Here is a 13,609-nt window from a genome sequence, read left to right as displayed (position 1 = left end):
GTCAGGCCAGGGGGTTCGCGCCGTTCCAGGTGCCTTCGCTGGCGTACGGGGTGAAACGGGCGAAGAGCTGCTCGCTGTACCAGTCGTGCCGGCGGACCTGGGCGGTGACCCTCAGGTGGGCGTTGTCCCCGTACGCGAAGTGGAGCATCGCCTGCTGGTCCCGCCACAGGGAGAAGGTCGCCTGCCTGGCCAGCGGCAACTCACCCATCCCGATGGAGGCCAGGCACCCGTCCTGCCGGTGCAGCAGCCCGTCCACGGCCGGGACCGAGCGATAGAACGCGACCAGGCGCCGCACCCGGATGGAGGCCCTGGTGAGCACGGCGACGGGCCCACCCCCGGCCCGCCCCGGCGCCGTCGCGGGACCGCGGCCGGAGAGGCTGTCGTCGGGGAGGTCGCCGCCGGAGGGGGCACGACCGGAAGGGCTGCTGCCGAAGGGGTCGCGGCCGCCCCAGCTGCCGCGCGAGGTGAGCGGGGCGAGGCGGACCTGCCAGCTCTCGCCCGCCTCCGCGCGCCAGCGGGCGGCGATGGGGGAGTCGCGCAGGAACGCCTCCAGGTCCGCCTCCTCCCGCCAGACCGCGAACAGGGCCCAGCGGCGCAGGTCGGCCCCCAGCGACATCGCCCGGCCCTGGCCCGTGCCCAGCAACCGCCAGAACGTGAGCCCGCCGGTGCGCCGCAGCAGCGGGCGGTCGAAGGCCATGTGACGCATCGCGTCAACGGTGTCGTAACGGATGAGGTGGAACGAGGCGATGGTCATCGCAGCTCTGGTGTCGGTCATCGTCGGCTATCTGGTCGGCTCGATCCCGGTCGCGGTGCTCCTGGCACGCCGCCACGGGTTCGACCCGCGAGCCGTCGGAGACCGCAATCCCGGCTTCTGGAACGTCAAGGAACAGCTCGGCTGGCGCGCCGCGGTTCCGGTGTTCGCCGGTGACACGCTCAAAGGCACGTTCGCCGGGCTGTTCGCGTTGCTGGTCAGCGGCGTGCACACCACCTCGCTGGGCGTGGTGGCAGGGGCCGGCGCCGTGCCGGTGTGCCTGGCGGTGGCGGCGGCGATGATCGGGCACGCCTGGCCGGTGTTCGCCGGCTTCCGCGGGGGCCGGTCGATCCTGACCTTCGCGGGCGGAGTGGCGGTGATCTGCCCGCCCGCGTTCGTGCTGGCGATCGTGCTGCTGGCCGCGGTGGCGGTGGCGACGCGCTCGTTCGCGGTGGGAGCGCGGCTGGCGGTGTTCGGCGTCCCGGTCCTGCAGCTCCTGTTCGCCCCGGTCGAGCTGGTGGCGGCCACGGGGGCGCTGATGTGCCTCATCGGGCTCCGCTTCGGCCAGGCCGCCCTGAGCTCCCGCCGCCGCTGACCCCGCCGGGCCCGCCAGGGTTGCCCGGCCCGGTGGGCTCAACGGGGTCCGGCCGAGTCCTCGGGTATGCCGCGTTCACCGAGCCCGGCCTTCCACCGGATCCGGGCGAGCTCACGGGGTCCGGCGAGCCGACGGTTCCCTGCGCGCCCACGCGGTCCGGCGGGTATGTGCGGCCGCGCCAGGTGCGCACCGGGCGGAGCGTGGCCTGGGTCAGGCGCGCGGCGGCGGCCGGGTCGAGCAGGGGCGACAGGAGCAGGCCGAGCCCCGGACGGCTGTAGCTGCCGCGCAGGGCGCCGGTGAGCAGCAGCCGCCCCGCCAGGAGCGCGACGTCCAGCACGGCCGGCCGGCCGAAGGCCAGGCGCAGCACCGGCAGCCCCGCCGTCAGCCAGACGACCGCCAGGTCGGCGGCCTGCCGGACGGGATCCGTCACGTCGTGCAGCGGCAGCGAGCGGCCCCATTCGCGCCACAGCTCGGCGGCCGAGTCGTGCATGTCGACCTCCAGCAGCGCCCCAGCGTCGAGGAAGCCCACCCGCCAGCCGCGGCCCGCCAGGTGCCGGGCGAGCGCCACGTCGTCGGTCATCTTCTCCCGTACGGCGCCGAAACCGTCGGCCGCGGCCATCGCCTCCCGCCGGAAGGCCAGGCACTGCCCGTTGGCGATGACCCGGTGGGGTGGCGGCGGCTTCGCCGGGCCGACGGGGCCGAACCGGTAGACCAGCGTCGCCAGCATGGCGGCGTGCAGGGCCTGCTCCAGCGCACCGTCACAGGCGAACCGGGGCGCGGCGCTCACCAGGTCGTAGTCGTCGAGCGCCCGGACCAGCGCCCCGACCAGCCCGGGCTCGGGCCGGGCGTCGGCGTCCAGTGTGACCACCACCCGCCCCCGGGCGGCCGCGACCCCCTGCCGCAGCGCCCACTGCTTGCCCACCCACCCTTCGGGCAGAGGCGCCCCGGTGACGACGGTCGCGCCCATGGACGCGGCCAGCTCACCGGTGCCGTCACGCGACCCGTCATCGACCACGATCACTTCGGCCACGGCCGGGTCGTTCGACACGGCCATCAAACAGGGCCCGATCCGGGCGGCCTCATCCCGCGCCGGAATCACCACCGAAATGTCGATGGCGGGTGCCGCCGGTGTGGCACGGGCGGCGGTATCGGGTGCTGCCTGTTCGTTGCGAGCGGGGCCGGCAGCGTCGGTGGCCGTGATGTCGGCGGTTGCGGTGGTCGTGGTGGCGGGCGGGTGGAGCACGGGACGCAGGGGCGGGAGGCGGTTCCGGCCGCGTGCCAGGCGGGCGACCACCACGGCCGCCGCGACCGCCTGGGCAGCGGTGAGTGCCCGGGCGGCGGTGAATGCTCGGGCGGCGGTGAGTGCTCGGGCGGCGGTGAACGGCCTCATCGCGTTCCCGCCCATCCGCCCGGTCGCCGGCCCTGTCGCCGGCCCTGTCGCCTGTCCGGTCGTGCGCTCGCCCACGTGTCCGGCCGCCCGTCTGGGCGTTCGTTCGGGTGGAAGTCCTCGCGTACCAGGTCGGCCACGATGCGGGCGCCCAGGGTCACCATCGGCAGGCCGCCGCCCGGATGGGTCGAGCCGCCCACCAGGTAGAGCCCGCGGCGTGGCCCCCGGTTGCCGGGCCGGGCGAAGGGGGCCAGGCGGCCCCGGTAGGCGCTGCCGTAGATGGCCCCGCCCCAGGCGCCGTACCGGTCGCGCAGGTCGGCGGGCGTGAAGACGTCCACGAAGCGCAGCCGTCCCGACAGGTCGTGGCCGCGGGCGGCGAGCCGTTCCAGCACCAGGTCCCGGTACGCCTCCACCCCCATGTCCCACCGCCCCGGATCGCGCGCGGGCACGTTGACGAGCATCGTCCAGTTCTCCGCCCCTTCGGGCGCCTGCGACGGGTCGTCCACGGCCGAGCAGCCGATGTACACGCTGGGATCGAGCGGCGGCTCCCGCCGGTCGAAAATGTCGGCGAACTCCCGCTCGTAGTCCCCCGAGAACGACACCGTGTGGTGCGCCAGCCCGGGAGTCCTCCCTTCGACCCCGGCCAGCAGCAGGAACGCCGACGACGACAGCCCGAGCCGGGCGAGCCGGCGCAGGCGCCGCCGGTCCGGCAGCAGGTTGCCGTACAGCTCGGCGGCGTCGGCGTTGACCACCACGACGTCCGCCCGCCGCCGTTCACCGTCGGCCAGCCGCACTCCGGTGACCCGGCCCTCATCGCTGATGATCCCGGCGACGGGGGTGGACAGGTGGACCAGCACTCCGGCGGCCCTCAGCAGCACCGCCAGGTCGTCGGCCAGCCGGGGCAGGCCGCCGGGGACGTACCAGGCACCCTGGCCGTGCTCCAGCGCGGGGACGCAGCCCAGCGCGGCCGGCGCACGGTACGGGCTGGAGCCCGCGTAGGTGGCGTACCGGCCGACGTACTGGCGCAGGCGCGGGTCGCGGAAATAGCGGCGGGCCAGGCCCGCGAGCGTGCTGGCGGGCGCGACGGCCAGCAGGTCGCTCGGCCGGGCGTCGCCGGAGCGGCGGATGAGCGGCCCCGAGAAGAATGTCCGGCCCGCCGCACGCAGGCAGCCGTCGGCCCACCGGAAAAAGGCCCGCCAGGCGTCGCCCTCTCCGGGGGCCAGCCGTTCCACCTCGGCGGCCATGCGGTGGGGGTCACGGCGCGCGGTCAGCGTGCTCCCGTCGGCGAAGTGGTAGCGGCACAGCTCCGCCGGCTCCACCAGCTCCCGATCGAGCCCCAGCTCGCGGAACAGGCCGGGCATGGTCAGCAGCGACGGCCCCAGCGAGAACGTGAACCCGTCGCGGCGGTGCTCAGCCAGCTTGCCGCCCAGCCGCGGCAGCCGCTCGTAGAGCCGCACCCGGTGGCCCACCCTGGCCAGCAGCAGCGCGCACACCATCCCGCCGACCCCGCCGCCAACCACCGTCACCTCAGCCATGCAGCCACACCAGCCCTCCCGTCACCTCGGCCATCCCGTCGCCTCGGCCATCCCGTCACCTCGGCCATCCCGTCACCCTTGCCATGTCCGCCTCCAAGACAGCGCGGCGAGCGCCCCCATCGAGATCCCTCCGACCGCGGCGACCAGCGGGTCCGGCGGCTGGAACACCGCGGCGAAGCCGACCGTCTCCATGACGGCCATCGTCGCGTAGACGCTCCAGAGCCCGCGCGGGGCGCGGCCGTCCGGCGGCCCGCCCTCGCGGGTCACCCGCTGGATCGCCAGCATGACCAGCGCCGACACCAGCAGCCAGCCCGCGTAGTTGCTCACCGGGATCCCCCGGTACGGCCCTTCCCCGGCCCACGACCACAACCCCATCCGCACCATCTGCGGATCGAGGAACAGGTCCCACGCGGTCAGCGCGAGCGCGCCGGCGGCCACCCGCCCCCATCCGGGCACGGGGACGATCGCCGCCGCCACCGCGTACGCCGCCAGCCCCATCCCGCCCCAGGCCAGCGCCACCGCCACCGGTACGCCGCCGACCTGCGGCCACAGCAGGCCGCTGTAGCGGTAGTCGCCGAACGGGAACCCGGTCAGCAGCCCGACCAGCTCAGCCACGTACCCGATGAGCACCGCCGCCCCGAACGCGCCGGCCGCTCCGGCCACGCCCCAGACGGCGGCGGCGAAGCAGCAGGCGGAAACCGCGAGCAGCGCCACGATCACCTCGGTGAACCGTGCCGGATCGGCGTCGAGCCCGGACATGACCTGGCACGCCACCATGGCGGCCAACGCCACCGCCCCCAGGATCCTCGCCAGCCGCGCACCTGTCGCGGTCGCCGCCTCCGCGCTTCGTGTCTCACCCACATCCTTGTTCTTCGCAAGCCCCAAGGAATCGGATGCAGACGCGTCGAGGATCTCGCCGAAGGCCATCGACTGCAGCGGTTTCCCGCTCCGGAACGCGCGCTGCAACTCGTCATGGTCGGGCAGGGCGCCTTCTTCCGGTGCACCGCCTCGATCGTGACAAGGATCTCCATCCGCTTCATGGCGTGCCAGGTGCCGTGATGCGGGCTCCACGAGCCGTTCGCCCGCCGCATCAGCAGGGGCTATGCCATCGGGCTCAACGGACTCCCCGGTCAGGAAGCGGATTTACTGCAAGATCAACGCCGCTTGAGCGTCATGCCGGGTTCCTTGTCGCCACCTTGTCGCGAGGAGCTTGAATGGGAATTTATTGGAACGAGCGTCTAGCTATGTCTCGCGACATGCAAACGAAGCCAAAATCGTTGTTGAATGATGACCCCTTTGAAGAGGCTGGATTTGGTGGGCTGTTTAGCTTGATAGGCGTAAATACAATGATCCTGGCGGGTATGTCTGCTTCCGTCCGGATGTCTAACGAGATGCAGGCACCGGATTTCGCGCCGATTTATCCATGAACGGAAAAACCACGTGAATACCGAAATCCAGCGATCGCGGACGCCCCGCCACGGGCGTATCGCGATGCTAGCTCTGGCCGCTGCGGCCGCCGGTCTCCTGTCCGCTCCGCTGGCCCAGGGAGTGGCGAGCGCAAGCTCGGCCGCGCCCCAGGCCGACGCCGGCTCCGCATCGACAGGGGAGCTGGCCATGGGCTGCACGGGCTTCGCCTCGCACCCGTGCGGTTTCTCCTGGCGGGACGACGAGAACGAGTCCGGCCGCGGCGAGTGGGACGACGAAGACGAGTCCGACCGCGGCGAGTGGGGCGACGAAGACGAGTCCGACCGCGACAAGTGGAAGGACGAAGACGAGTCCGACCGGCACCACGACAAGTGGGACCACGGCAAGCGGAACCACAAGAAGGTCGTCTTCGGCAAGTTCGTTTACGGCAACATCGACAAGTACAGCGACGACAAGCCCCAAAAGTGGAGCTACGACGAGTCCGATTACCACCACAACAAGTGGGATCACGACAAGTCCGACCACCGCCACGGCAAGTGGGGCCACAAGAAGGTCGTCTTCGGCAAGTTCGTTTACGGCAAGATCGACAAGTACGACGACGACAAGCCCCAGAAGTGGGGTCACGACGAGTCCGATCACCACCACAACAAGTGGGATCACGACAAGTCCGACTTCCTTCGCGCCTGGAACTAGCGCGCGGGAATCTGGTTGGCATGACGATCGGTGATTGAGTCCGAAATTGTTGTCGCCCGCCTGAAAAGGTGAACAGCAAATACCGTGGCGAATTATTTCGCCACGGTATTTGTGTGGCGTGGGCGTTCACGCGGCCGACCCGAGAGCCCCCGTGCCCGCCACGGCGCCGCCGGCTGGCACGCGTACATCGACCTGCCCCCATGGCGCGAACGTGCCCGACGTGATGGACAATCGCGACCGCACGGTCCGCAACGCTCCGCCACCCGCCGGACTGCCTGCAGATCGCGTCGCGGACCCGCTCGGTCATCCAGCGGGGCGGCCGGCGTCCCGACACTCCGCCGCCGCTGGAAGCGTTTCGCCGTCGAATGCGCTCAGTCGGCGCTGAGCACGCTGGTGTCCTGGCAAGCGGTCAAGCGCCACTGCCCGTCCTCCTTCGCCATGACGAACAGGGGCGTGCCGACCTCCTCCGTCCGATCGGGGTTCCGATGGACGTGGCGCACCTTCACGGAAGCGACATCGGGCCGGAGCACCTGATGCGTAAGCCCAGTAACCGGGCAGCGGACGCGGGTGGCAGGCGCGCAGGCCGTCCACGGCGGAAGAACCGTGGTCGAGGCCGCACATGGCACTGCGGGCAGCATAAGCCTCCCTGATATTCGGTGCAGAAATCATCGTTGGTGCTCAACTCATCGACGGAACAGAATGCCCACATGTCCAGCCCCACAGGCCCTCAGGCCGATGCCCCACCTCATCCCCGCGAACATCTGACTGTGACGCCTTCTCCGGACGCTTTCCGCAGAGCCAGAGCCGAGGGAAATGAGCGCCTGCGCGGCAGCGGCTCGTTGTTCGAGTCCTTCTTCTCGCTGGACGGAGCGGCGTACGCGCCCGGCGCCCTGCCCGTCTCGGTCAAGGAACTGCTCGGCCTCGTGGTGTCCGTGATGAAGGACTGCGAGGAATGCGTCTACTACCACCTCGAACGATGTGACGAAGAGCAGGCAGATCGTGATCAGGTGCTCGAGGCGCTGCAGATCGCCCTCGTAGGAGGCGGGTCGGTCACCATTCCGCTCCTTCGCCGGGCCGTCTCTTACATGGAGAAACTCCCGAACCTCGGCGAAGGGAACGCGTGAGGGGAGTGCACGTCGAAGTGAAACGCCCGCAGGCCGCGCACCGCTCAGGAAGGTGCATCCCGCCTACGCAGTCACGGATCGACTTCGGGCGGCTGGACACGCGGTACCCGATGCTGCTGCTGGTGCCCCGCAACGTCACCGAAAAGGTCCTGCAGCAGCGGGCCGCCGAACTCGGTGCAGATCCGCCGCAACGCCCATGTGGGCCGGCCTGGCCCAGGACGCCGAACCCGTACGACTGAAACTTGAGGACGGAGGCGAGCCGGAGGCCAGGTACGTCACCGGCGCCGACGGCGCTCACAGCACTGTCCGCGACCTGGTCGAGGTGGGCTTCGCCGGCGCCGCCCACAGCCTGCCCATGCTGCTGGCCGATGTCCGCATCCCCGCCTCCGAGCCGCCGCCCATCACCCAGGCCGGCACGCGGGGCGTGGTGGTGACCCTCCCGTTCGGCGACGGCTGGTTCGGGGTCGGCGCGTGGCTGCGCGACCGCCCGGACGGCTACGTGGCCTGGGCCGGGGATCGCGCCGGTATCGAAGCGGCTCCGGTGAAATGGTGTGGCCCGGCCGACCACGCCGACAGGGTGATCCGCACCGCCGTACGGGCTCTGCTGGTCCACCACCGAACACCGACGGCGACATGGCCCGCTCAGGGGAGCTCGACGACGCCCAGGACGCGCCTGCCCGGCTGGAGATCCGCCGGCTGGCGCATGCAGCTGATCCGCGTGCCGGGCAACCTCCTGGCCGGCGCTCTGCGGCACGCCGAGCCGGCTGGGGAGGCCGGCCGGCGACAGGGTCGTCGGGCACGGTGACCGACGGGCGACCGTCCGTAGGAATAGAACCGGCCCCTGGAGTGTCTCTATCTGCGCGTCCAGGAGCGTTTCACCTGGTTCCCCAGCTTCGTGCCGAAAGGCCGGGAAGGGAAAGTTGTGCCCCGGCAGACCCAGTACCACAAGAACCCGGAAGCCGTTTCGCGGCTCGACCCGGAGCAGTACCGCGTGACCCAGCAGGACGGCACCGAGCGCCCGTTCGCCAACGCCTACTGGGACAACCACGAGCCCGGCATCTACGTCGACGTGGTGTCCGGCGAGCCGCTGTTCGCGTCGGTCGACAAGTACGACAGTCACTCCGGCTGGCCGAGCTTCACCAAGCCGATCACCAAGACGAACGTCGTCGAGCGCGAGGACTTCAGCCACGGGATGATCCGGGCGGAGGTCCGCTCGCTGCATGGGGACAGCCACCTCGGGCACGTCTTCGACGACGGTCCTCGCGACAGGGGCGGGCTGCGCTACTGCATCAACTCCGCGTCGTTGCGGTTCATCCACCTCGACGACCTGGAGCAGGAGGGGTACGGCGAACACCGCACCCTGTTCACCAGTGACATCGACGACAAGTAGGGAGACGACGTGACCACCGAAAAGGCGATCCTCGCCGGCGGCTGCTTCTGGGGCATGGAGGAGTTGTTCCGCCACCAGCCCGGCGTCGTGTCCACGCGCGTCGGTTACAGCGGCGGCGACGTCCCGAACGCCACCTACCGCAACCACGGCACCCACGCGGAGTCCATCGAGGTCGTCTACGACCCCGACAAGACCGACTTCCGCGCGCTGCTCGAGTTCTTCTTCCAGGTGCACGACCCCTCGACGAAGGACCGCCAGGGCAACGACATCGGTACCAGCTACCGCTCGGCGATCTTCTACACCAGCGACGAGCAGAAGCGGGTCGCCGAGGACACCATCGCCGACGTCGACGCTTCGGGCCTGTGGCCCGGCAAGGTCGTCACCGAGGTCACCCCGGCGGGCGACTTCTGGGAGGCCGAGCCCGAGCACCAGGACTACCTGCAGAAGTACCCCAGCGGCTACACCTGCCATTTCCCCCGTCCCGGGTGGAAGCTCCCGAAGCGGGAAACGGCCTGACACTCCCGGCGCGCGGGCTCAGAGCCCGCGCGCCGGCGCGTATCCGGGAAAACGCGGGCGAGCAGAGCCTCGTGCGTGACCACCCCGAGGCCATCGCCGGGATCGGCCACGTCGAGCCCGTCCCGCAACGGGTCCGCGCCGTGGCCTCGGCCGAGACGAGGTCCTCTTCGAACTGCTCGACGCGGCGGCACGGGCAAGATCGCGGTCGGTTCGCCTGCTGTATCTGATGCATCATGGGGGGCGGCGCAGGACCGGCATCGGGGGTGGCGGTCCGAGTGAGGATGTCATCGGCCTGCGGACATGTCCAAGAGCTCGGCACTCCGGCCACCGGGAGCACGATGGACGGTCGCTCGACTCGCAGCCCCGCGAGAGTCCGCCGGCTCGTGATGGCAGGATGGTCAGTGTCATGATGAAAAGCGCTTATTGTCGCAGGTCCTGGCTCCGATGACGGGGGCGTCCCCAAGGCGACGGGCCCTTCCGGCGTAGGAGCCCTGGCCCGCGGCTGGGTGAGCGGGGACACCTCACATCCCTTCGGCAGGAGGCGATGATGGCCGAGCAGCGTGAGAACCCGGCCTTCAAGGCCGATCAATACAGGATCACGGCGCTCGCGGCCGGTCCTGCTGCGGCGAGTGGCAAGCCGCTGATCGTCGCCCTGCACGGTGGCACGTACACCGCGCGCTACTTCGACGTGGCGGGTGGGCCCGAAGGCTCGTTCCTGGACGTCGCCGCCGGCAACGGCTACTCGGTCGTGGCCTTCGACCGTCCCGGCTACGGCGGCAGCTCGCCGCTGGAACCCGATGCCAACACCTTCGGCCGGCACGCGGAACTGCTCGGCTCTGCCATCGGCCAAGCGGTCGATCGGTACGGGGCAGGCGGCGTGTTCCTGGTGGGCCACTCGATCGGTGGCATGATCGCTTTGATGATCGCCGCGTGCGAGCCAGGCTGGCCGCTGATCGGGGTGTCGGCCACCGGAGTGGGCGCGGTCATCCCGCGGGGCGGAGCGGCCGAGGCGCTGGGCTCCCTGCCCCGGGACGAGACGGTGGACCTGCCCGGCGCCCAGCGGAACCGAATCATGTTCGGGCCCGTGTCCACCTACAGTGCCGAGGCGTTGAGCCAGGCTCGCGGCTCCTACGCGCCGGCTCCCGTACGGGAGCTGATCCAGGCGCCGGCGTGGCCTCGGGAGCAGCTTCCCCAGGTGGCTCCGCGGGTACGGGTGCCCGTGCACAACGCGCTCGCCGAGTTCGACGCCCTCTGGGCCGGCGGCCCGGAGAACGTCGCCAGATTCGCCGAGATGTTCACCTCGGCGCCCTTCGTGGACGCGAGCGTCGCTCGCCGTACCGGTCACTGCATCGACCACCACACTCTCGGGATCGCGCTGCACCTGCGGCAGCTGGCCTTCGTCAAGGAGTGCGCCATGTGGGCCGAGCAGGGTGCTGCCGGCCGCGAGACCTGATCCCCGTCCTGGCGGCCCAGATGAAGGCGAACGCAGCGAAGGCGAACGCGGCTTCGGCCAGGCGATCGCGCCACGACATGGGTGACGGCGACTACGGATGCCGTCACCCGGTCGGGAGTTACGCGGGGGGCTGGGTGACCACGACCACGTGGGTGGTTCTCGCCCCCTCCATGGTCGAGGTCCCCAGCAGCTGGATGACGTACGTGTACTTGCCGGCCGCGGCCGGCGTGTCAGCGAAGCTGAACGACCCGTCGGCGGTGGGAGTCGGCTTGGCCAGGCCTGTCGAGGTGGTGCCATCAGGGGTGGAGACCCTGCGGACGACGGTGACGAAGGCGCGCGGGAAGGTGATGCCGTCGGCGGCGAAGGATCCGGTGAATTCGAGTCGCTCTCCGACGACGCCGGTCGCCGGGCCGGTCACGGTGAGCACCGGCTGGTACAGGCCCACCTCGACGGTCGCCGAGGCGCCGCTGCCCCCGAACCAGGAGTTGCCCGGCCAGTGGACCCGATATTCGTACGACCCCCACTTCGGTGGTGTGTCGGTGAACTGGTAGGTGCCGTCCGCCTCCGTGGTGATCTCCTGGAAGGGCCTGGAGGTGCCGTCGGGGAGCCGGCTGTACAGCTCGAGCGTCTGTACGCCGGGCAGCGCGCCGGTGCTCAGCGTGAGCTGCCCGCTGATGGTCAGCTGCTTGAGCGCGGTCGCCTCGGAGGGAGCCGTCATGGTCAGGGAGGAGGCGTGGTACGGCGAATGCGGCAACCGCCAGAGGTGCATCCGCCCGGTGCCGGGCTCCTTCAGCACCGCATAGGTGAGCACGCCGTAGAAGGCGATGCTGCCCGCCACCAGTGCCTTGCCCTGGTGGCCGGCCGAGTAGATCACCTCCGCCGTGGCCGGGTCGTACACCACGAGTTCCGCCGCGTCGCCCGCGGGGGAGTTCCGGCCGCCCACGACGTAGGCGCCGTTCGGGCTGGCCGCGACGGCGGTGGGCAGGCCGTGCTCGCTCAATTCGCCGCCGTCGTAGGCGCGGGTCCTGGCCGTGGTCGTCGTGTCCCAGGCGTCGAACCGGCGGGTGTCGGCCAACGCCGACAACGCCGCCGACCCGTAGTCGGTGAGGGCGAGGTCCCGTAGGGACTCCTCGGCGCGGATCTCACCGCGCGGGGTGGCCGGGGTGGTGCTGACGTCGTACACCCTGACCGAGGCGGAGCCGGCTCCCGGCTCCCCCGCCACCAGTGTGCTCCCGGCGACGGCGAGCAGCGGAGGCTGCGTGGCGCCTGGCCCGACCGGGGCGGGGGTGGGTGCCGGCGTCCACAGGTCGAGGGCGACGACGCCTCCTTCCCCCGCCTGGCCGCACCCGTATCCGACCCACAACCGCTCGTACGACTGGGCCAGCGTGGACGGACACGGGTGCGCGGTCAGGTCGATCCGCTTGGTGATGGCGAGTGTTGCGATGTCGATCTCGATCACTTCATGCGAATCGCGCAGCGCCGCGTACACCTTCCTGCCGTTGTCCGCCACGGACAGGGCGACGGCGCCGGACAGGCCGCTGATCGTGTCGATGAGCGCGCCGTCGCTCTTGGTGACCACGATCCGATCGTCGGCGGCGACGAAGATCCTGCCGCTCTGCCCCACCACGTCGCCGCCCCTGTCGGAGGCGACGCCGAGGTCGGTGACGGTGTCGGCGGCCGTGGCGGCGGGCGCCTGGGCGACGAGCAGGCCCGCTGCCAGGAGCAGGGACCCGGCCAGGGCGACTAATCGATGGGAGACAGGAGCACGGTCAGAGCTGGAGGGGTGCACATGCACTCCGTTCTGGAGGATGAATATCGAACACATGTTCGCACATGGGGTGATCGTCGTCCAGAACGGTCTCAGGGGCAGGCGCTCGGGCCGTCGGGTCCTACGGTGCGGTGAGGGGTTCGTTCTCGTAGGCGCGGTGCAGCAACTCCACGAAGGACGGCGCTTCGGGCAGGGCCGTGGAGCCGATGCGGTGAACGGCCACGCCCGGCGTCCACGAGTTCATGACCACGGCCCCGGCCATCGACGGCAGGTCCGCCGGCCTGACCTCCTGGTCACGCTGGGGGATTGCGAGGTGACGCAGTTGCCGGCGGACGATGCTCATGGTGGTCCCGGTCAGCATCTCGGCGACGGGCCACACCACGGCGGAGCCGTCCCAGAAGGCCAGGTTCCAGATCGACGCCTCGCTGAGCCTGCCCCGGCGGTCCACGAAGGCGGCGTCGTCGAAGCCTTGCGCGACGGCCTCGCGAAGGAAGTACGTCTTCGCCACCTCGCCGACGTGCTTCACGGCGGGGAGGACTCGCTCGTGCTCGACCGTGGTCAGGGCCAACGGCCCCCGCGGGCCGGACGCGGCCGGGCCTGTGCGGATCAGCAGCTCAGGTGCCACGTCGGCGCCGGCCACCGTGAACTCGCCCGCCGGCGAGTACACCGTGGCCGTCAGCGAGAGATCGGCCGGGCCCGCCTCCAGCGCCGCCCGCACATGGGACCGCACCCGATCGTCGGGCAGCGCCTGGCCGAACAGCGTGACCGAGGCGTGGCGCAGCCGCTCCAGATGCAGGTCGAGACCCCGAACCCTGCCCTCCCGCACCTGCATGGCGGTGAAGTGGGCATAGCCGGCGAAGGCCAGTGGTGCCAGATCGTCGACGGTCGCCGCCTGCCCGTTACGTTGCACCACGGGTTCGGAGATCGTGGTCATGCGTTCCGACATGGGTATCCCTCTTTCTCGCCTGAAGC

The 13,609-nt window shown here is 70.9% G+C and carries 14 protein-coding genes; 8 read left to right on the top strand and 6 right to left on the bottom strand.

All coding sequences use genetic code 11. From position 1 onward, the window contains the following. Position 1 precedes the first annotated feature (1 nt). Entirely contained in the window at positions 2–754 is a 753-nt protein-coding gene (locus HD597_RS25670) for a spheroidene monooxygenase (protein WP_253745273.1), read from the bottom strand. Here HD597_RS25670 and HD597_RS25665 point away from each other — a divergent pair. Beyond that, complete coding sequence (locus tag HD597_RS25665; protein ID WP_253745272.1) at positions 747–1,346, top strand: glycerol-3-phosphate acyltransferase; 600 nt, start codon at positions 747–749, stop codon at positions 1,344–1,346. The two genes, HD597_RS25670 and HD597_RS25665, sit on opposite strands and share 8 nt — an antisense overlap. Here the strand turns inward: HD597_RS25665 and HD597_RS25660 are convergent. From HD597_RS25660 to HD597_RS25650, 3 genes are all read right to left on the bottom strand, one after another. Beyond that, positions 1,297–2,736 carry a glycosyltransferase family 2 protein gene (locus HD597_RS25660; RefSeq protein ID WP_253745271.1) on the bottom strand — a complete coding sequence of 480 codons (1,440 nt, stop codon included), beginning with the start codon at positions 2,734–2,736 and terminating at the stop codon, positions 1,297–1,299. The two genes, HD597_RS25665 and HD597_RS25660, sit on opposite strands and share 50 nt — an antisense overlap. After that, positions 2,733–4,268 (bottom strand): phytoene desaturase family protein, encoded by a 1,536-nt coding sequence (locus HD597_RS25655; protein WP_253745270.1) that lies wholly within the window; start codon positions 4,266–4,268, stop codon positions 2,733–2,735. Before HD597_RS25655 ends, HD597_RS25660 begins: the two co-directional genes overlap by 4 nt. 72 nt (positions 4,269–4,340) lie before the next feature. After that, positions 4,341–5,129, bottom strand: a complete 789-nt coding sequence (locus HD597_RS25650; RefSeq protein ID WP_253745269.1) for a carotenoid biosynthesis protein — start codon at positions 5,127–5,129, stop codon at positions 4,341–4,343. Between the two features lie 353 nt (positions 5,130–5,482). On the opposite strand from HD597_RS25650, the gene HD597_RS25645 reads away from it, so the two are divergent. The 7 genes from HD597_RS25645 to HD597_RS25615 all read left to right on the top strand — a co-directional run bounded on the left by HD597_RS25645 (position 5,483) and on the right by HD597_RS25615 (position 10,869). Further along, positions 5,483–5,695 carry a hypothetical protein gene (locus tag HD597_RS25645; RefSeq protein WP_253745268.1) on the top strand — a complete coding sequence of 71 codons (213 nt, stop codon included), beginning with the start codon at positions 5,483–5,485 and terminating at the stop codon, positions 5,693–5,695. A gap of 64 nt (positions 5,696–5,759) precedes the next feature. After that, positions 5,760–6,386, top strand: coding sequence for a hypothetical protein (locus HD597_RS25640; protein ID WP_253745267.1), 627 nt, complete (start codon positions 5,760–5,762; stop codon positions 6,384–6,386). Between the two features lie 707 nt (positions 6,387–7,093). Continuing rightward, a complete protein-coding gene (locus HD597_RS25635; RefSeq protein ID WP_253745266.1) occupies positions 7,094–7,510 on the top strand; it encodes a carboxymuconolactone decarboxylase family protein in 417 nt (138 codons plus the stop codon). A 196-nt stretch (positions 7,511–7,706) separates the two neighbouring features. Beyond that, on the top strand, positions 7,707–8,315 hold the full coding sequence (locus HD597_RS25630) for an FAD-dependent oxidoreductase (protein WP_253745265.1): 609 nt from the start codon (positions 7,707–7,709) through the stop codon (positions 8,313–8,315). 117 nt (positions 8,316–8,432) lie between these two features. After that, a complete protein-coding gene (gene msrB, locus HD597_RS25625) occupies positions 8,433–8,900 on the top strand; it encodes a peptide-methionine (R)-S-oxide reductase MsrB (protein ID WP_253745264.1) in 468 nt (155 codons plus the stop codon). Between the two features lie 9 nt (positions 8,901–8,909). Next, positions 8,910–9,416 carry a peptide-methionine (S)-S-oxide reductase MsrA gene (gene msrA / locus HD597_RS25620; protein ID WP_253745263.1) on the top strand — a complete coding sequence of 169 codons (507 nt, stop codon included), beginning with the start codon at positions 8,910–8,912 and terminating at the stop codon, positions 9,414–9,416. 547 nt (positions 9,417–9,963) lie between these two features. Further along, complete coding sequence (locus HD597_RS25615; protein WP_253745262.1) at positions 9,964–10,869, top strand: alpha/beta hydrolase; 906 nt, start codon at positions 9,964–9,966, stop codon at positions 10,867–10,869. 118 nt (positions 10,870–10,987) lie between these two features. On the opposite strand, the gene HD597_RS25610 is transcribed toward HD597_RS25615, so the two are convergent. Together HD597_RS25610 and HD597_RS25605 are read right to left on the bottom strand one after the other, a co-directional pair. Beyond that, positions 10,988–12,658, bottom strand: a complete 1,671-nt coding sequence (locus HD597_RS25610) for a YncE family protein (RefSeq protein WP_253745261.1) — start codon at positions 12,656–12,658, stop codon at positions 10,988–10,990. Positions 12,659–12,758: 100 nt separating this feature from the next. After that, the gene (locus HD597_RS25605) at positions 12,759–13,583 is read right to left on the bottom strand and encodes an aminotransferase class IV family protein (protein ID WP_253745260.1); all 825 of its coding nucleotides are present in this window, start codon (positions 13,581–13,583) and stop codon (positions 12,759–12,761) included. Positions 13,584–13,609: the final 26 nt, after the last annotated feature.

Origin of the sequence: Nonomuraea thailandensis, from assembly GCF_024172165.1 — a bacterium.
GTDB classification, from domain to species: Bacteria; Actinomycetota; Actinomycetes; order Streptosporangiales; family Streptosporangiaceae; genus Nonomuraea; species Nonomuraea thailandensis.
Note: the sequence above shows the minus strand (reverse complement) of the source record. Positions and strands in the feature narration are given on the sequence as shown.

What these genes read in the sequence shown, in the direction of transcription:
- HD597_RS25665 (WP_253745272.1), top strand. Translation starts at nt 747, where the DNA reads ATGGTCATCGCAGCTCTGGTGTCGGTCATCGTCGGCTATCTGGTCGGC.
- HD597_RS25670 (WP_253745273.1), bottom strand. Translation starts at nt 754, where the DNA reads ATGACCATCGCCTCGTTCCACCTCATCCGTTACGACACCGTTGACGCG.
- HD597_RS25660 (WP_253745271.1), bottom strand. Translation starts at nt 2,736, where the DNA reads ATGAGGCCGTTCACCGCCGCCCGAGCACTCACCGCCGCCCGAGCATTC.
- HD597_RS25655 (WP_253745270.1), bottom strand. Translation starts at nt 4,268, where the DNA reads ATGGCTGAGGTGACGGTGGTTGGCGGCGGGGTCGGCGGGATGGTGTGC.
- HD597_RS25645 (WP_253745268.1), top strand. Translation starts at nt 5,483, where the DNA reads ATGGGAATTTATTGGAACGAGCGTCTAGCTATGTCTCGCGACATGCAA.
- HD597_RS25640 (WP_253745267.1), top strand. Translation starts at nt 5,760, where the DNA reads ATGCTAGCTCTGGCCGCTGCGGCCGCCGGTCTCCTGTCCGCTCCGCTG.
- HD597_RS25635 (WP_253745266.1), top strand. Translation starts at nt 7,094, where the DNA reads ATGTCCAGCCCCACAGGCCCTCAGGCCGATGCCCCACCTCATCCCCGC.
- HD597_RS25630 (WP_253745265.1), top strand. Translation starts at nt 7,707, where the DNA reads ATGTGGGCCGGCCTGGCCCAGGACGCCGAACCCGTACGACTGAAACTT.
- HD597_RS25615 (WP_253745262.1), top strand. Translation starts at nt 9,964, where the DNA reads ATGGCCGAGCAGCGTGAGAACCCGGCCTTCAAGGCCGATCAATACAGG.
- HD597_RS25605 (WP_253745260.1), bottom strand. Translation starts at nt 13,583, where the DNA reads ATGTCGGAACGCATGACCACGATCTCCGAACCCGTGGTGCAACGTAAC.